General features: G+C 69.2%; 12 protein-coding genes. 8 read left to right on the top strand and 4 right to left on the bottom strand.

Annotation, left to right across the window (positions count from 1 at the left end; all coding sequences use genetic code 11):
* Positions 1 to 125 precede the first annotated feature (125 nt).
* The 3 genes from G4D85_RS10910 (at position 126) to G4D85_RS10920 (ending at position 5,467) form a co-directional block, all read left to right on the top strand.
* Positions 126 to 2,351, top strand: a complete 2,226-nt coding sequence (locus G4D85_RS10910) for a putative metal-binding motif-containing protein (RefSeq protein ID WP_164010895.1) — start codon at positions 126 to 128, stop codon at positions 2,349 to 2,351.
* Between the two features lie 171 nt (positions 2,352 to 2,522).
* Positions 2,523 to 3,374, top strand: coding sequence for a hypothetical protein (locus G4D85_RS10915; protein WP_164010897.1), 852 nt, complete (start codon positions 2,523 to 2,525; stop codon positions 3,372 to 3,374).
* Positions 3,371 to 5,467 carry a putative metal-binding motif-containing protein gene (locus G4D85_RS10920; RefSeq protein ID WP_164010898.1) on the top strand — a complete coding sequence of 699 codons (2,097 nt, stop codon included), beginning with the start codon at positions 3,371 to 3,373 and terminating at the stop codon, positions 5,465 to 5,467. Before G4D85_RS10915 ends, G4D85_RS10920 begins: the two co-directional genes overlap by 4 nt.
* A 3-nt stretch (positions 5,468 to 5,470) precedes the next feature.
* On the opposite strand, the gene G4D85_RS10925 is transcribed toward G4D85_RS10920, so the two are convergent.
* Positions 5,471 to 6,787, bottom strand: coding sequence for a chloride channel protein (locus tag G4D85_RS10925; RefSeq protein ID WP_164010900.1), 1,317 nt, complete (start codon positions 6,785 to 6,787; stop codon positions 5,471 to 5,473).
* 218 nt (positions 6,788 to 7,005) lie between these two features.
* Between G4D85_RS10925 and G4D85_RS10930 the strand changes: the two genes are divergently transcribed.
* Positions 7,006 to 8,094, top strand: coding sequence for an SGNH/GDSL hydrolase family protein (locus tag G4D85_RS10930; protein WP_164010902.1), 1,089 nt, complete (start codon positions 7,006 to 7,008; stop codon positions 8,092 to 8,094).
* Between the two features lie 83 nt (positions 8,095 to 8,177).
* Here G4D85_RS10930 and G4D85_RS10935 read toward each other — a convergent pair whose 3' ends face one another.
* Positions 8,178 to 9,089 carry a hypothetical protein gene (locus G4D85_RS10935; protein WP_240359204.1) on the bottom strand — a complete coding sequence of 304 codons (912 nt, stop codon included), beginning with the start codon at positions 9,087 to 9,089 and terminating at the stop codon, positions 8,178 to 8,180.
* A 95-nt stretch (positions 9,090 to 9,184) separates the two neighbouring features.
* On the opposite strand from G4D85_RS10935, the gene G4D85_RS10940 reads away from it, so the two are divergent.
* The 3 genes from G4D85_RS10940 (at position 9,185) to G4D85_RS10950 (ending at position 13,128) form a co-directional block, all read left to right on the top strand.
* Positions 9,185 to 9,817, top strand: coding sequence for a hypothetical protein (locus G4D85_RS10940; RefSeq protein ID WP_164010905.1), 633 nt, complete (start codon positions 9,185 to 9,187; stop codon positions 9,815 to 9,817).
* Between the two features lie 146 nt (positions 9,818 to 9,963).
* The gene (gene lnt, locus G4D85_RS10945; RefSeq protein WP_240359205.1) at positions 9,964 to 11,655 is read left to right on the top strand and encodes an apolipoprotein N-acyltransferase; all 1,692 of its coding nucleotides are present in this window, start codon (positions 9,964 to 9,966) and stop codon (positions 11,653 to 11,655) included.
* Between the two features lie 246 nt (positions 11,656 to 11,901).
* Entirely contained in the window at positions 11,902 to 13,128 is a 1,227-nt protein-coding gene (locus tag G4D85_RS10950; protein WP_164010907.1) for an RHS repeat domain-containing protein, read from the top strand.
* Between the two features lie 141 nt (positions 13,129 to 13,269).
* Here the strand turns inward: G4D85_RS10950 and G4D85_RS10955 are convergent, their stop codons facing one another.
* Positions 13,270 to 14,796: a GMC oxidoreductase gene (locus G4D85_RS10955; RefSeq protein ID WP_164010909.1), complete on the bottom strand. Its 1,527-nt coding sequence runs from the start codon at positions 14,794 to 14,796 to the stop codon at positions 13,270 to 13,272.
* Between the two features lie 118 nt (positions 14,797 to 14,914).
* Here G4D85_RS10955 and G4D85_RS10960 point away from each other — a divergent pair, with 118 nt between their 5' ends.
* Positions 14,915 to 15,856, top strand: a complete 942-nt coding sequence (locus G4D85_RS10960; protein ID WP_164010911.1) for an alpha/beta hydrolase — start codon at positions 14,915 to 14,917, stop codon at positions 15,854 to 15,856.
* A 57-nt stretch (positions 15,857 to 15,913) separates the two neighbouring features.
* Here the strand turns inward: G4D85_RS10960 and G4D85_RS10965 are convergent, their stop codons facing one another.
* Positions 15,914 to 17,365 (bottom strand): reverse transcriptase family protein, encoded by a 1,452-nt coding sequence (locus G4D85_RS10965; RefSeq protein WP_164010913.1) that lies wholly within the window; start codon positions 17,363 to 17,365, stop codon positions 15,914 to 15,916.
* Positions 17,366 to 17,749 lie beyond the last annotated feature (384 nt).

Here is a 17,749-nt window from a genome sequence, read left to right on the forward strand (position 1 = left end):
CCGGGTGGAGGGACGCCTGCTCCTTTCACCCGGGCTGTGAGATGTCGGCAGGACGGCAAACAGGGGCGCTTGGGGGAGGGCTGACAAGCAGGCTTCGGACGGGGTGCTGCGGTAGAGTCCGCCCCATGCGTCACGTCGCCATTTCTGCCCTGTGCGTGCTGTTCCTGGCCTGTAACAAAAAAGAAGAGCAGGCCGGGGTCCAGGTCCTGGTCAACTACACAGCCAGCTTCAAGAAGGGCTGCTTCGTCGTGCAGGTCTTGGATGCGGCGAACCAGGAACTGGACAGGCACGAGCTCACCGAGCTGGAGAACAAGGAGTCTCCGCTGAAGTTCGCGGTTCTCCGCAGGGAGGGCTGGCCGGAGAAGGTCCAGTTCATCGTGACCGCGCGTGAGCAGAAATGCGATGGCGCGCAGGTCGACAATGGCACGGAGGAGCTGGACCTGAGCGGGACGGGGGTTCAGACCCAGAAGACGCTGACGCTGGTGACGCCCGATGCGGACGGCGACGGCTTCGTGCCTACCGCGAACGGCGGCACGGACTGCAACGACGGGAGCAACGCCGCCAGGCCCGACCGGACGGATGAGGCCTGCGATGGCCTGGACAACAACTGCAACGGGCAGCTGGATGAGGGGCTGTCGCCCCGGACGGAGTTCTTCGTCGACGGGGACAAAGACGGCGTGGGCGCGGGGGCTCCGGTCCTGGCGTGTGCGGCGCCTCCGACGCTCGTGGCCACCGGTGGCGATTGCGACGATACGAATCCCGACCGGGCGCCCAACAAGCAGGAGCAGTGCAACGAAGTCGACGACGACTGCGACGGGGCGACGGACGAGGGCTTCAACAAGGAGTGGTACGGCGATGGGGACAGCGACACTTTCGGAGCGCAGAGCAAGCTCAGGCTGAGCTGCGCTGACCAGGTCGCCGGGCACGTGCGCGTGATTGGCAACAACTTCGACTGTGACGACGGGGATGCGGAGGTCAAGCCTGGCGCGGTGGAGAAGTGCAACAACCGGGATGACAACTGCGTCGGCGGTGCGGATGAGACCTTCCTGACGGGTGCCCAGCCGAAGGGTGGCAGCTGCCTCAACGATACTTGTGGTGGGATCTACGTCTGCGACACGTCGAATGACACCCAGACGGCCTGTAATGCGCAGCCGCCGACGCTGTACTACCCGGACGTGGACGACGACGAGCAGGGGGCTTCGGACGGTGTGGCGCAGAAGGTCTGCGCCAATGACCCCATTCCCACCGACAAGGTGGCGAATGCCCTGGATTGCGATGACGCGGACAACGGCACGAAGTCGATGGGGATGGAGGTCTGCGACGCCATCGACAACAACTGCAATGGACAGTTGGACGAAGGCTTGACCTGTGGCGGAGTCCTGGGCCGCCTTGGGCGGGTCTACGACAGTGCTACCGGCGGCGACGGCCATGACTGGAGGACGGTGGCGGTGCACCCCACTGCCGGGTATCCGCTGTGGGTCGCGGGCCTGGGCGGCAAGCTGGTCAGGAAGGCGGCGGCTGCGACGGCCTTCGAAAACCATAGCTTTGGTGAGACGCCGCCCACCAGCACCCACTGCGGCGATTGGGATTGGTATGCAGCCTGGGTGAGGCCGTCCGACGGCCACGTGTTCCTGGGGGGCGAAGGTGGCCGTGTGGCCGAGCACACGGGGACTGCCTGCATCAACTCGGAGGACGCTCCTGGCGGGGGCAATGTGACGAGCATGGTGGGCTTCGAGGTGAATGGAGTGACCACGCTCTATCTCGCCAATACCGATGCGCGTCTATCCACCTGGGTGCCCGGGAGCCCCCCCGTTCAACAACGGGATGCCGGTGGTGCCTATTACGCCATCCATGCCGTGGACCCGAACCTTCTCCTCGTCGCAGGCACGGTCGGAGGGGGGGCTGGGACTCAATCCATTGTCGAGTATGCCAATGGTGTCCTGGGCACAGATGTCGCGCATACGCTTGGCAGCACGGTGTCAGGCGGTGTGAATGCATTGTGGATGGGGTCTTCCAATCTTGCCTATGCGGTGGGAGATGGAGGCGCCCTCTGGAGGTGGAACGGGACGCAGGGCTGGAACCTCCAGCCTGCGGCACCTGGGACAGCGGTGAGCTTCTCTAGCGTGGTGACGCCGCCGGGCCTCGACGTCATCTACGTCGTCGACAAGGGCAGCCCCGGCAGACTCCGTCGAAAGACTCAGTTCGGCTGGGCCCGCGCTCCGGTGATTACGCCGGCTGACCAGGCGGACCCGCCCAATGTGGACAAGCCGCTGTACGACATCGCGATGACGTCGGTGGGCGAGTTCTGGATGGTGGGCGACGACGGGCGCGTCTACCACTACCCTCAGTAGCCTCTTCCGTTGCTCCGCTCCCGAGCCGTGGTGGACGGGAGCGGTGGTGGAGAGTGGCAGGCAGCAGGCTTCCAGCCCTGTCTCCGCCGGGGCATGGGCTCCTCACCCGGACTCGACCTGGAGCGTGCAGCCGTTTCTTCCCGGTCTGGAGGAATGCCTTAGAATCCAGGCATGTCCAAGGCCTGTCTGTGGGGGAAATGCCTGACGCTCGCCGTGTGCCTGTGGTTCGTTCCACTGAGCGCGGCACGAGCCGAAGGTGGGTTCGAACGTCACATCTCCGAGGCCGTGCGCCTCTACGAGGACCTTGAGTACGAGCTGGCGCTCGAAGAACTCGAACGCGCCAGCAAGGTGCCACACGGCGTGGAAGAGGAGGTCACCTGCTCTCTCTACCAGGGCATCATCAGCGCCGACCTGGGTAGAGCCGAGGCGGCCCGCGCAGCGTTCTGGTCCGCGCTCGTGCTCAAGCCTGACGCGAAGCTGCCCCTCCGCGTCTCTCCCAAGGTGGCGCGCGAGTTCGAGTCCCAGCGCACGAAGGTCCAGGCGGAGCTGGCCCGGAAGCGGAAGGACTCGCCGAGGCTCGCGGAGTCGCGGCCCGTGGATCCGGGACCGGAGGCCGGGACTGCTGTGGAGCCCACGCCGGTCCAGCCGTTGACGCCGGAGCCTCGGGAGGTGGCGCGGCCGGAGCTGGTGCCGTCCCACCCCGAGGAGCTTGCGACGCAGACGGAGGCTCGGGCGTCGTGGACGCGCCGGGTGCCCGTGGTGAGCATGGTGCTGCTGGGGGCCGGAGTTGCCGCCGGAGGCGCGGGGACTGTGTTCGGGCTGTCGTCCCGGAGCCAGTTGGAGTCCGCGCGAGGGGCGCAGTTCTACGATGACCTGGAGGTGCATCACGGTCAGGCGCAGCGCAGCGCGAAGACGGCCAACGTCCTCTTCGGCACGGCGGGCGCGGCGGTGGCCGGAGCGGTGGTGACGTGGCTCCTGATGGGTGAGTCGGGAACGGCCACGGCAGAGGGAGGTGCGCGATGAAGCGCCTGGGTTCGTGGAGCGTGGTGCTGGGACTGGGGCTTGCCGCGTGCACCGTGCCGAGCCTGGAGGAACTCGAACAGGAGCAGCCGCGCGCCTGCAACGCGCAGCACGCGTGCGGTGAGGGGCAGACGTGTATCAGTGGCTTCTGTGAGGAGTTCGTCTGCGATGCAGGCGCTCCGACGTTGGGCTACGTGGACGCAGACCAGGACGGACACGCGGCGCCGGATGCCGTGGCGAGGCCCTTCTGCGGAACGGTGCCGACCGGCTACGCCACCGTGAAGGACGACTGTGATGATTCGGTGGCCTCGGTTTATCCGGGCAGCCCCGAGCTCTGCGATGGCCTGGACAACGACTGCAAGGACGGCATCGACAATGGGCTGCCCCGGTCGGAGTTCTATCGTGACGGAGACGGTGACGGTGTGGGGGCGGGCCCAACCGTCCTGGCTTGCACGGCGCCCTCGGGGCATGTGGCCCGTCAGGGCGACTGCGACGACGGGAATGCCAACGCCTCACCGGACAAGACGGAGGCGTGCAACGACGTCGACGACAACTGCAACAGTCAGACGGACGAGGGCTTCAACAAGGAATGGTACGGAGACGAGGACGGCGACACTTTCGGAGCGCAGAGCAAGCTCAGGCTGAGCTGCGCTGACCAGATCGCCGGGCACGTGCGCGTGACTGGCAACAACTTCGACTGTGACGACGGGAATGCGGAGGTCAAGCCTGGCGCGGTGGAGAAGTGCAACAACCGGGATGACAACTGCGTCGGCGGTGCGGATGAAACCTTCCTGACGGGTGCCCAGCCGAAGGGTGGCAGCTGCCTTACCGACACTTGCGGTGGGATCTACGTCTGCGACACGTCGAATGACACCCAGACGGCCTGCAATGCGCAGCCGCCGACGCTGTACTACCCGGACGTGGACGACGACGAGCAGGGGGCTTCGGACGGTGTGGCGCAGAAGGTCTGCGCTGGTGATGCCATCCCCACCGACAAGGTGGCGAACGCCCTGGATTGCGATGACGCGGACAACGGCACGAAGTCGATGGGGACGGAGGTCTGTGACGCCATCGACAACAACTGCAATGGACTGCTGGACGACGGCTTGACGACCTGTGGTGGCTTCGGTCGCCTTGGGCGGGTCTACAACAGTGCTACCGGCGGCGACGGCCATGACTGGAGGACGGTGGCGGTGGACCCCACCGACGGGTATCCGGTGTGGATCGCGGGCTTGGGCGGCAAGTTGGCCAGGAAGGCGACGGCTGCCGCTGCATTCGAAAGCCATAGCTTTGGTGAGGTGCCGGCCAACCCGACTCACTGCGGTGACTGGGATTGGTATGCGGCCTGGGTAAGGCCGTCGGACGGCCACGTGTTCCTGGCAGGCGAAGGTGGCCGTGTGGCCGAGCACACGGGGACTGCCTGCATCAACTCGGAGGACGCTCCTGGCTCGGGCAATGTGACAGGCATGGTGGGCTTCGAGGTGGGCGGGGTGACCACGCTCTACCTCGTCAGTACCGATGCGCGTCTATTCACCTGGGTGCCCGGGAGCCCCCCCGTCGAACGACGGGATACTATTGGTGCCTATAACGCCATTCATGCCGTGGACCCGAACCTTCTTCTCGTTGCAGGCAAGGCCGGAGGGGGAGCTGGGACTCAATTCATCGCCGAGTATGCCAATGGAGCCCCTTCGACGGAGGTGGCGCATACGCTCAGTCCCACAACCGCAGGCGGTGTGAATGCACTGTGGATGGGGTCTTCCAGTCTGGCCTATGCGGCGGGAGATGGGAGCGCCCTCTGGAGGTGGAACGGAGCGCAGGCCTGGAGTCGCCTGCCCGTGCCACCTGGGCCCGCGACAGACTTCAGCAGCGTGGTGACGCCGCCGGGCCTCGACGTCGTGTATGTCGTCGACAAGGGCAGCCCCGGCAAGCTCCGTCGAAGGACGACGGCTGGCTGGGCCCGCGCTCCGATGATTACGCCGATTGATTCAGGCGATCCGTCCGAGGTGGACGTGCCGCTGTATGACATCGCGATGACCTCGGTGAGCGACTTCTGGATGGTGGGCGACAACGGCCGCGTCTACCACTACCCGCAGTAGCCCTCAGCCTCCGCTTCGCTCCCCGGGCTCTCGTGGTCCGGGGGGCTCGCGGTCCACGGGGTCCTCCCCGGGCAGTTCGCGCAGTGGCACCAGTCTCCGCAGCAGCGGGCCGCCGTGCTTCAGCCTCGCAATCCGCTGCGCGGGGTAGATGCCCCGGTGCCCCGTGAGCAGGTACGCCACCGTGGACACAATCGCCACGTGGGGCAGCACGCTCGCTCCCAGCAGCTCCACCGCCATGATGGACAACGCCAGCGGCGTGTTCGCCGCCGCCGCGAACAGCGCCGCCATGCCCACCGCCGCGCCCAGGTCCACCGGCAACCCCAGCAACCTCGCTAGCACGTTCCCCAGCGCGGCACCGATGAAGAACAGCGGCGTCACCTCTCCACCGAGGAACCCCGCTCCCAGCGTCACCGCCGTGAAGACCAGCTTCCACGCGAAGGCCGACACCGGCAGCGCCGGGTCTTCGAACGCTCGCAGAATCCCCGGCACTCCGAGGCCCAGGTAGTCGCTCGTCCCCGACAGCTTCCACAGCCCCACCACCGCCACGCCCCCCAGTGCCATCCGCAGCGGCAGCCACGGCACCCTCTGCTCCGACACCTTCTTCAGCCGGTGCGTGAGCTCCACGAACACCACCGCCACCGCCGCCACCGCCACCGCGAACACCAGCCACTTCGCCAGCACCCACGCCGTCAGCGGCAACGCCCCCGGCACCGGATACACCGTGTGGCCGATTCCCAGCCCCCGCGTCACCAGGTCCCCCACCACCGCGGAGACCAGCGCCGGCAGCAGCGCCTCGTACCCCATCCGCCCCACCACGACGACTTCCAGCCCGAACACCGCCCCCGCCACCGGCGTGCCGAATACCGAGCCGAACCCTCCCGCGATTCCCGCCGCCAGCAATTCGCGCCGCGTCTCAGGCCCCACCCGGAACCGCCGTGCCAGCGCGTCCGCGAGGCTGCCGCCCATCTGCACCGCCGTGCCCTCGCGGCCCGCGCTGCCTCCGAACAGGTGCGTCAGCACCGTGCCCACCAACACCATCGGCGCCAGCCGCAGCGGCACCTGCGTGTCGCCCTCGTGCACCGCGTCGAGGACCAGGTTGTTGCCGCCGCGGATGGGGGCTCCCCACCGCCCGTACAGCGCCCCCAGCGCCAGCCCCGCCAGCGGCAGCGCGTACACCAGCGCCTCGTGGGACTCGCGGAAGCGCGTGGCCTCGTCCAGCAGGTACAGGAACACCGCCGACGCCACGCCGCACACCGCTCCCACCAGCCCTCCCAGGAGCAGCCACTGCGCCAACGCTCGGACTCCTTGGGATTGCTTCACGCCGCGCACTCCAGGGCTCCGTGAGACACCATGAAACACCGCGTCAAACATTGCGCCGCGTCAGAAATGCGACACCGCACTGCGGCAAGGCCTGGGCGTAATGTTGCCCAATATTTCTGACATGACGCGTTATTCCGGAATCGGAGTGATTTGCGAATCAACTGCGTGTACCTTGCCGCTCCCCCAACAACCCCCACGGGTAGAAAAAGGAGCGGGGCATGTCCTTCCGTCTCAGCGGGCAGTCCATCGTTGCCATGTGCGCGGCCTTCACGGTCGGCGGTAGCGCGATGGCCAGCACCATCAACCAGAACACGTCGTGGACCATCGACCGGTCCACCGCCACGACGAAGTATCGCGTGGTGGCCTACGGCGACTCCATCTATGCCGGCTACAACGGCGGCATTGGCAGCGTGGGTCGTCGCGCGGCGCCGGTGGTGCAGGGCGAGTACCTCGCTCAGAAGTGGAACACGGACATCGAGGTCATCCGCCGCACCAAGTCTGGCGCGAAGGCGGACGACATCTACAACAACAAGATTGTCTCCGAGCGCTCGTACATGCAGGCGGCCACCACGCGCGCGGTGATGTTCGAGATGTGCGGCAACGACTTCCTGCAGGCCCGCAGCGCCTTCACGGACCAGTCGGGCACGTGCAGCTACGCCGGCCTGGAGAGCGCGCTGGCCGCCTGCACGACGTACACCGAGCGGGCCATGCAGGCCATCAACCAGTACGCCACCACCGCGAAGGTGAAGATCGTCTCCAACATCTACTACCCGGGCTTTGCCGCGGACAACGTGCTGACCAACTGCACGGACTCGGCCACGGGGCAGAAGATCAACAAGCAGACCAAGTTCCTGCCGCTGCTGGCGCGCAGCAACTGGCGGACCTGCAACCTGGCGGCGCGCTACGGCTTCCAGTGCGCGGACTCGTTCGCGGAGATGATGGGCGCGGAGTACGACTCCAACGGCGACGGCCAGGTTGACTCGGACGCCCTGCGCTACCGCGCCGGTGAGACCGAGGACGCGTACGTCACCCGCATCAGCTCCACGCTGCGCGGCACGCTGCGCGACGCGAACACGCACTTCGTCAACGCGAGCACCAGCTACGACTACATCCAGTCGGACAACACGCACCCGACCTACCTGGGCAGCACCATCAGCGTGAGCATCTTCTCGGGCTCGGGCTCCGGCACGGGCGCGCCGCAGTTCACCGACGCCCAGATGCCGGGCGGCAAGAACCCCGACTGGAACAAGAACGGCCACGACAAGATGGGCTGGGAGTCCGCGAAGTTCAATCCCGCCACGCCGTGATGCCCGCACCCGCGCACCGCGGGTGAGCGCAACACCAGGGCCTCCGACCTCCACACGGGTCGGGGGCCTTGTTGTTTCCAGGGTCAGCTCAGGAGTCGCGCGGCGAGGAGCGCCAGCAGGCCCACGTAGTAGGTGAGCCGGCCGAGCCACTCGGCGCCGCGTCGCGCGCCTCGCGCCCGGGACGGCGTGAGCCACGCCGCCAGGAGCGACACCGCCTCCACCAGCACGCGGAAGAGGCAGGCGGCCAGCAGGAAGAAGGGGGCCACCTGGAGGAAGTCGCGACCGAAGGCGCGCAGGTACGCCGCGAGCCCGAAGTACTGGTACTCGCCGAAGGGGCTGCCGAAGGTGATGCGCTGGTTCAGCTGGAAGATGATGGCCGTGGGCAGCAGGGGGTACACGAGGTGCTTGCCCACCACGTGGTACCAGCGCCGGCGCCACAGCGCATGTCGCTCCTGGGCGTAGCGCACCAGCGCGTGGGAACCGGCCTCTCCCAGCGTCGCGTGCCGGCCGAGCGCCTCGAGCAACGGCGCCGCGTCCTCGGTCTCCAGGCCGTACGCGAAGGCGCGGCCCGACTTCATGCGCAGCGAGAGCCCGGGGCCCGGCAGCGGCAGCTTCCAGGGGCGCACGGACTCCATTGCGTCGTAGGGAAGCTCCATCCGCGCGCCGCTGCGCAGGGCGAGCACGAGCTGGGTGGCCTCCACCTCCGCCGTCGCGTGGGCGCTCCACCGCAGCACCGTGGCGAGGACCCACGGCAGGGCCACTCCGAGTCCCAGGCCGCGCAGCGGCAACGCGGACGGCAGGCCGGCCGTGAGGATGTCCATGACGAGCCAGCCGCTGAACAAGGGCAGGCAGCCCAGCGCCACGAGACGCGCCGCCAGTGCGAGTCCCCTCAGGGGCTGGGACCAGGCGTGCACCGTGAAGCGCTCGGGGTCGGGAGCGCTGGCGGCACTGGGATACTTCAGGGGCTCGGCGGGGAGGGGGGACGAAGAGCTCATGGGGGGCGAGCGAGAGGGGCGGGACCGGAGGGGGCCGGATTGCCTCGGCGGGGGTGGCTCCGTAGCATACGCAGCCCGGAGGTCCGCGGGCGAGCATGAGGCCGCAACACCCAGCTCCAGAACGACGCGTCGACAAGGACGGCGTCACGCATGTCGCGCCCGCCCGCTCCAGCAGCGGCGTGGGTCTGTGGCTCGTGGGCGGTGCGCTCGTCTTCACCGTCCTGTGCGTCGCGCTGAGCGTCTGGCTGCTCTCCTCGGACGTGGAGGTGGAGGCGCCGCCGCTCGTCGAGGCGCCCGCTCCTTCCGAGCCACCGATGGTGGCCCAGGCTCCGACGCCGAGGCCGCGTCCCGTCGCCCGGCCCGCGCAGCCGGTGGTGGCCCCCGGCGTGGAGGAGCCCGCGCCCCTTCCCGAGCCGGAGCAGCTGTATACCGGCCCCACGGGGACGCAGCTCTACCGGCCGGGGACCAAGCCGATGAAGCGCGGCATCGTCGTCCCTGAAGACTTCGAGCTGCCGCCCGGCTTCGTGCGCCACTACCAGTCCACCGACGACGGCGAGCGCGTGTCCGCCATCCTGATGTTCCATCCCGACTACGCGCCGACGGACGAGACGGGCGAGCCGATTCCGCTGCCGGAGAACCGCGTGGTGCCCGAGGAGATGGCGCCTCCGGGGCTGCCCATCCAGATGCTCCAGTTGCCCGCGGGCTCCGAGGCCGGGGCCGCACCGTGATGGATTTGGCAGTGGGTGCGGACTGCTCGCGGCTGGGAGCCGCACCGTGAGGGATTCGGGAGCGGGCTGCTCGCGGCGACTGGGAGCCGCACAGTGATGGACTCGGCAGTGAGCGCGGGCCGTTCTTGGCGGCTGGGAGCCGCGCCGTGAGGGATTCGGGCGTGGTTGCGGGCCGCTCTCGGCGGCTGGCCGTGGCGCTGCTCGGCATCGTGGCGACCACCGCGATGCTGGCGCTGTTCTCCGGACTGCGGATGCCGTGGACGCTGCTCGGGTGGGTGGCGCTGGTACCGTGGCTGGCGGGGGTGGACCGGGCCCGCTCGGCGCGTGAAGCGCTGGGGCTCGGGCTGGCGCTGGGGGCGATGTTCTCCGCGGCGGTGTTTGGCTGGTTCGCGGGCTCGGTGCAGGCGTACTCGCAGGCCCCGCTGTGGGTGTGCTGGCTCGCGCTGCTGTTGATGTCGCCCGTGGTGCAGCTCCAGTTCCCGCTCGCGGCGCTGGCACGTTACTTCGCTCGGCGGGTGGTGGGCGCGGTGCAGGACGGTGCAGCTGTCATCGGCTCGAGTGTCGGGGCGGGGAAGGGGGCTGGGACGCGGCTGGCGTGGCTGCCTCCCGTGGTGACGGCGCTCGTATACGTGGGCGTGGAGTGGTTCGCGCCGAAGCTCTTCGCGGACACGCTGGGCCTGGGGCTCGTCACCCAGGAGTGGTCGCGGCAGGGCGCGGATGTTGCGGGTGCTCCCGGGCTCACACTGGTGCTCCTGCTCGTCAACGAGTGCGTGCTCGCGGCGCTGCGCTCCCTGCGTCTTCCGGGTGCGCGGCGGCGCGTGGCGGCTCCCGTGGCCCTGGCCGTGGTGCTGGTGTTGTCGCTGACGGGGTATGGGGCGTTCCGGTACTCGCAGGTGACGGCGGCGACGCGCAGCGAGGCCGGGCTCGTGGTGGGCGCGGTGCAGGCCAACATCACCAACTACGAGAAGCTGAAGGCCGAGCGCGGCACGTACGAAGTGGTGCGGATGATTCTCGACACGCACTACGAGCTGTCGGATGGACTGCTGCGCGGCGGCCCGGTGGACCTGCTGGTGTGGCCGGAGACGGTGTACCCCACCACCTTCGGCACTCCCCGCAGCGAGGCGGGCGCGGAACTGGATGCCGAGATTGCCGGCTACGTCGCCCAGCGCGGCGTGCCGCTCGTCTTCGGCTCGTATGACCTGGAGGGCGAGCGCGAGTTCAACGCGGCCATGTTCCTGGGGCCCTCCGCTCGCGGTGACACGCTGGAGCGCACCGCGTACCGGAAGACGATGCTCTTCCCGCTGACGGAGTGGGTGCCAGACGCCATCGACTCGCCCACGCTGCGCGAGTGGCTGCCCTGGACAGGGCGGTGGAAGCGGGGCCCCGGTCCCAAGGCCGTGAGCTTCCGGCTGCGCGACGGGCGCTCGCTCTCCGTGGCGCCGCTCATCTGCTACGAGTCCATCTTCCCCTCGTTCGTCGCCGACGGCGTGCGGCAGGGCGCGGAGCTGCTGCTCACCCTGTCCAATGACTCGTGGTTCTCCGGCACGCCCGCGCCCCGGCTGCACCTGGCGCACGCGGCCTTCCGCAGCATCGAGACGCGCAGGCCCCAGGTGCGCGTGACGAACTCGGGCGTGTCCGCGCTCATCGACGCCACGGGCACGGTGGTGGCCGAGGTGGATGACAACCAGCGCTCGGGGCTCGTGATGCGCGTGCCCGTGACGGCGCCGCTGTCGTCGCTCGCGCTGGCCTGGGGGGACTGGCTCGGGCCGGTGGCGCTGGTGGCGGCCTTCGTGCTGCTCGTGGGTGCGTCGCTCCACGGACTCCGGGCAGTGCGTTAGCGGGTCAGCGCAAGGCTTCTCGACGCGCAGGTGACTGCTGGCGAGGGCTCCGTCTCGGATGACCTTGATTCTCAGGGGCGCGGCCATGACGCATCCCGGGTGATTGCCGGACACGGGTGACGCGTGTCTCCCGGCAGGCAGAGCGTGCCTCCAGGCTGCTCCTGTCAGGCGCTGGACCCTTCAGGGACTTGATACAGAGGAGGGGCGTCTCCACCTTCGCCCCAGTTGGCGGCGGAAGAGGTTGGGATGGTTCGGCGGGCGTGGGTGGCGTCTTTCGGTGTGGCGGTGTTCCTGGGCGCAGCCGGGTGTTCTTCCGAGACGGTGGAGAACACGGGCACGGAGGTGGTGCTCCCTCCTGACGAGGAGACTCCGCCCGACGTGGAGCCCCGGCCCGATGTAGAGCCCCCGCCAGAGGAGCCTGACGACGTCCAGGAGGAGCCGCCGCCCGTCACCGAGGAGGACTCCTGTCCGAAACCTGACCTGGGCCGGATGCCCACCGAAGACCTCTTCGACGAACGGCCCGCGCGCGCCGCCTGCGAGCTGTCACCGGATGGGTGTGATGCCTTTCGTCCCGCACATGCCCGGCGGGAGGTTCCCCGCCCGTGTCAGGTCCGGGACACCGCGTCCCCGGAGGAGGTGGCGTACGTGCTCGGGCACGACGCGTCCGGGCGTCTCACTTCCTTCGATGTGGCCTCCGAAAGGCACGGCAGGTACGACGGGTATACCTACGACGCCTGCCACCGGATTCTGCGGCGTGGGTGGGGCTTCCATGAGGCGTCGAGCTACGCCGTCGCGGATTGGAAGCGAGACCCGAAGGGCCGCCTCGTCGAGCGGGACTTCGTGACGAACTTCTTCAACTCCACCCTGATGCTGGAGCGCGATGAGCGGGACCTGCTGGTCGGCGCGGTGATGGTGCCGAGGTACGGGAAGCAGGACCTGGCGCGCCTGCCGCACCAGTACACCCTGGATGCCGAGGGCCGCATCACCGGCGGGACGGGGACGTCCTTCGACCTGGATGGGCACTGGACGAGCGACTATTCGTGGGAAGAGGAGCGCCGCTACGACGCGGCCGGGGAGCTGACCGAGGTGAAGCGCACCTCGGCCGGACAGCTGCTCTGGCTGAAGGAGCTCTCTCAGGGCCGGCTCGTCCGGTACGTCAGTCAGGGTGGGCTGCTCGAGGAGCGATGGACGTACGGCGTCCGGGGACTGCTGGTGCACTACGAGGTGGATGCCTCCGAGGCGAGCGGCGTGAAGGAGAAGCGCCGGGTGGTGTACTCCTACGGGCCCGACGACCGCCTGCTCGGCGCCGACATGACAACGTGGACGCCGAAGGATGGCGCCTGGACCGAGTCGCAGCGCTTCTCCGCGTACCGGTACGCGGAGGACGGGCGTCTCCTCTCCAGGGTGGACAGCGCCGGCCCCGGGCCCAGTGCTCCGGCGACCACGTACCAGTACGACTACGTTTGCGAGTGAGGCCTCACGAAGCCGTGACGCTCATGGCCTGATGCGACCCGGCATGCGAGCCCGTCGGCCCTGGTCGCCACCGTGAAGCTCATCGCCCGGTGCGACCGGCCCGCGAGCACGGGCTCATCGGGACGCCGTGAGGCGTGAGGCTCACAGCCGTCCGGCCTTGAGCTCGTCGACCATGTAGGCGCAGGCGCGGACGGTGATGGCCATCATCGTCAGCGTCGGGTTCTGCGGGCCCTGCGAGGGGAAGCAGGCGCCGTCCGTGACGAAGAGGTTGGGCACGTCCCAGCTCCGGTTGTGGGCGTTGAGCACGGACGTCTTCGGGTCCGTGCCCATGCGCGCGGTGCCCACCTCGTGGATGGCCATGCCCGGCGTGGAGAGCGTGTCGTTGACCTTCTCCACCGTGAAGCCGGCCTCCTTCATCATCTCCTGGCACGACGCCACCGCGTCCTCGGTCATCTTCAATTCGTTCGCCGAGTGCTTGCAGTCGATGTGCGCGGCGGGGATGCCCCAACGGTCCTTCACCGTGGGGCTCAGCGTCACGCGGTTCTCCGCGCGCGGCACCATCTCCCCGAAGGGAACGAAGTGGCAGCTGTCTCCGAAGGTGAAGACCTGCACGCCGTAGCCGCGCGCGAAGCCCTGCTCCCGCGTGGCCACGTTGCGGAACTGGGGGATGTACGCCCAGCTCTGCTCCTGCCGCTGCTGGTCGGCGGGCAGGTTCATCTTCGCCTCGATGCCCAGCAGGTACGTGTGGTCCATCAGGTTGCGGCCAAGCTGCCCCGAGGAGTTCGCCAGCCCGTCCGGAAAGGCGCTGCTCCGTGAGTTGAGCAGCAGGCGCGTGGACTCAATCGTGCCCGCCGCGAGCACGACGATGCGGCCATGGGCCTCGTATGACTTGCCCGTCTCCGCGTCGAGGTAGCTGACGCCAGTGACGCGGCCCGTCTTCGCGTCGTGGAGGACCTGGTTCACCACCGCGTGCGCGCGCAGCGTGAGGCGGCCCGTCTTCAGTGCGGCCGGAATCGTCACGGGGGCGGTGGAGGTGCGGCGGGCGACGACGCGGCGCTCGGGCCAGCGGCGCTCCACCTGCGACTTCAGCCGCTGCTCCGCGGACGTGAGGGGAATGGACTCGGCGAAGACGGAGTCGGGCAGCGTGTCCAGCCCGTCCGAGTTGCCGCGGATGCCCATCCACCGCTCCACCGTCTCGTAGTGCGGGGCGAGGTCCGCGAGTGACAGCGGCCAGTCCGGCCCGTGCCCGTCATGGCTGCCGGCTTTGAAGTTGAAGTCGGACAGCCGGTAGAACTGGCGGCCATGCGCCTTCACCGAGGTGCGTCCGCCCACCTGCCGCGCGCGAATCCAGGTGAAGGGTTGGCCCTCCGGCGTGGTGTAGGGGTTGTCCACGTCGTCCACGAAGGCGTGCGGGTGGAAGGGCCACGCGAAGGTGGTGGACTGCACGGACTGGCGGGCCTTGCGCTGCGCGTCCGTCTCCGTGCGGTAGCGGAGCAGCTTCTGGCGCAGCCGGTGCCAGAGCCAGAGCATCCGGTCGGCGCGCTCGGTGCGGCCCGCTTCGAGGACGAGGACTCGCAGCCCCGCCTCCGTGAGTTGCTTGGCGGCCCAGCCGCCGCACGCACCCGAGCCCACCACCACCGCATCGAAAGTCGTCTTGGACGTGCCCACCTGGCTCCGGCCCCTGTGAAAGTTCGGGCGGAGTGTAAGCTGAGCCGCCCTGTGGATGTGAGCGGCCGGAGCAGGGCAGACAGGCGGCCGGGCGCCGCTTCGAGGAGGACAGGCGGACATGAAGTGGCGGTGGCTGCTCGGTGGCGTGCTGGCGCTGGGGCTGCTCGCGGCCCTGGCCGTGTTCGGACGGGCGCTGCGGCACTCGGAGGCGTACTTCCACTACCCGAAGCCCGAGGCCGTGAAGCCGGCGGACTTCGCGGAGGCTCGGGACGCGACGCTGCTGACCACGGATGGGCTGGCGCTGCGCGGTTGGTACGTGCCGTCACGCAACCGGGCCGCGGTGGTGATGGCGCATGGGCTGTCCCAGACGCGCGCGGACCTGTTGCCGGAGGCGCGGATTCTGCGGGACGCCGGGTATGGGGTGCTGCTCTTCGACTTGCGCGCGCATGGGGAGAGCGAGGGTGCGACGTCCACGTGGGGGGACAAGGAGCGGCTGGACGTGCGGGCCGCGCTGGACTTCGTGCGGGCGCAGCCGGACGTGGACCCGGAGAGGGTGGGGGCGCTCGGCTTCTCGATTGGCTCCGCGGCGGTGGCGGAGGTGGCGGCGAAGGACTCCGGCGTTCGCGCGGTGGTGCTGCTGTCCCCGTTCAACACGCTGTGGCTGGCGGCGGCGTATGACTTCCGGCGCTTCGGTTTCGTGTCGCAGTCCGGGGCGCTGGTGCCGTTCTGGCGGCGCGGGATTGCCATTGAGGAGGTGCGGACGATTGAGGCGGTGGAGCGCATCCGGCCGAGGCCGCTGCTCATCGTCATGGGGACGGAGGAGTCGGGACAGCCGCTCGCGGATGCGCTGTTCGCCAAGGTGCGCGAGTACGCGCAGACGTGGCGGATTCAGGGCGCGGGGCACGGGGACTTCGCCGCGACGGCGCCCGAGGAGTATCCGCGCCGGCTGCGCGAGTTCCTGGATGGGGCGCTGCTGCGGGGTGGGACGGTCAGCGGCGAGGCGCCTTCCGGGAGCGGGGCGGGGGAACGGCCTTCGGCTCCGGTAGAGTCTGGGCCCTGAGCGTCGCCTCGTGCACTTCGGCCGCGGAGGCGCGCAGCACCAGTCATGGGCGTGTGCTCACGCCGCCGGGGACTGCTCCTTCGCCTCCAGCTTCGCGAGCTGGGCCAGGAAGGCGCGGCCCTTCGCCGGGTCCGTCATGTGGATGAAGGCGGCCATGCCCTTGAGCTGCTCCAGGGACTCGCCCTCGCGGGCCGGCTTGCCCTTCTCGCGGTTGTGGATGGCGGCTCGCAGGCGGCGCACCACGTCTCGCGGCACTCGCGCCGCGGGCTGGCCTTCCTTCGCCTCGTTCACCACCAGCCCCGTCACCCGCTGCCGCGTGCCCTTGCGCGCCACCCGCGTCTTGTCCGGGTGCACGCGGAAGCCCTCGCCCTCCACAATCTCCTGCACCCGCGACAGCAGCACCGAGACCGGCGGGCGCAGCGAGCGCTTCGCCTTGGGCTGCTTCGCCTTCGTCCAGGAGAAGGTCAGGTCGTCCGCGTAGCGCGTGTACGTGAAGCCCAGCCGCTTCGCGAGCGCCGACAGCCGCTTGTCCAGGCGCAGGCACAGCGCATTCGTGATGCCCGGCGACGTGGGCGCGCCCTGCGGCAGCGCGCGCGGGCCCTTCGCCACGTGCAGCAGCTTGCCCCGGAACTGCACCGCCTCGCGCGGCGCTTCCGTCGCCATCAGCGACAGCAGCGTGGAGGTGTTCTCCGGCAGCCCGCCCTTGCGCAGCAGCCCCTTCACCCGCCGCCACGTTACGGAGGGGAAGAAGTCCTTCAGGTCCACCTTCACCACCACGTCCGCGCCCTGGTGGGCCAGCGCGTTGGTGAGGATGGAGCGCCCCGCCACGAAGCCGTGCGCCGCGCCGTGCACCGGCAGCCGCTCGACGACGTTGGACAGCACCCAGCGCTGCGCTTCCTTCAGCTCGGGCTTGGGCGACGTAATCGTGCGCGAGCTGCCGTCGCGCTTCGGAATCTTCCAGCTGGTGTAGTGCGTGCCCGTGTCCACCTCGCGGTGGAACGCGAACCAGCGCAGCTTGGACACGCTCAGCCCCAGCGCCTTCGCCAGCGCCTCCGCCGAGTCCAGCTCCGGCAGGCCGTTCGTCTTCGCGCGCTCCTCGCGGTTCGCGACGTCGAACTTGTCGGCGCCCGCGTCCTCCTCCCAGTGGACGCCCGCGCCCAGGTGGCCCACGTGCGTGGCCTTCCAGGCTTCGTGGGCCTGGCGCTCCAGCGCTCGGCGCTCGGTGGCCTCGGCCTTCTTCTTCTCCTTCCAGGCCGTCTTCTCCTTCTCGGAGGCCTTGGAGAAGTCGATGTCCCCCACGGCGAGGCCGCGGGAGACGAGCTGCCCCTGCACCCAGGAGTCGACGCCACCAGCGTCGTCAATCGCCTTCGCGCGGAGGAGGAGCGCGTCGTGGGCGGCGCGCCGGGCCTCTCGCTGGGAGACGACGTTGGCGGCGGGCGCGGAAGGGGCGGGGGTGGGGACGGCCTGCGGCGAAGCTGCGGGGACGAACGACTCCAGCCTGGCGGTCATGTCAGCACCTTGGGCGGGCGCGGCGGCATCGGACGGGACGTGGCGCGAGCAGTCGAGGGAGGCCGGGAAAGCACCACCATCTTACCTGGGGCACGGTAGCCTCACCGGCTCTCCCCTCCTAGGCACTGCGCCCGGGGTGGGTAAACGGCGTTCGCGTCGTTGGCTCAGCTACCCACCCCGGGCGCAGTGCCTAGGAGGGAGAGAGCCAAGAACAGGCTACCTTGCGGAGAGTGTCCTGCATTCCAACCGGAGCGGCGCAACACCGCTCCCGCGCTCGAGGCGCTCAGGCTGATGCACTCCAGACCTCTCTCGGCTGCTCGCGCGTGAAGCGCATCTCGTCGTCGTTCCGTCGCTCCCGTCCCGCCGGCCGCCGCTGAGGCGGCC

The organism is Pyxidicoccus trucidator (genome assembly GCF_010894435.1).
In the GTDB taxonomy this organism is placed as follows: domain Bacteria; phylum Myxococcota; class Myxococcia; order Myxococcales; family Myxococcaceae; genus Myxococcus; species Myxococcus trucidator.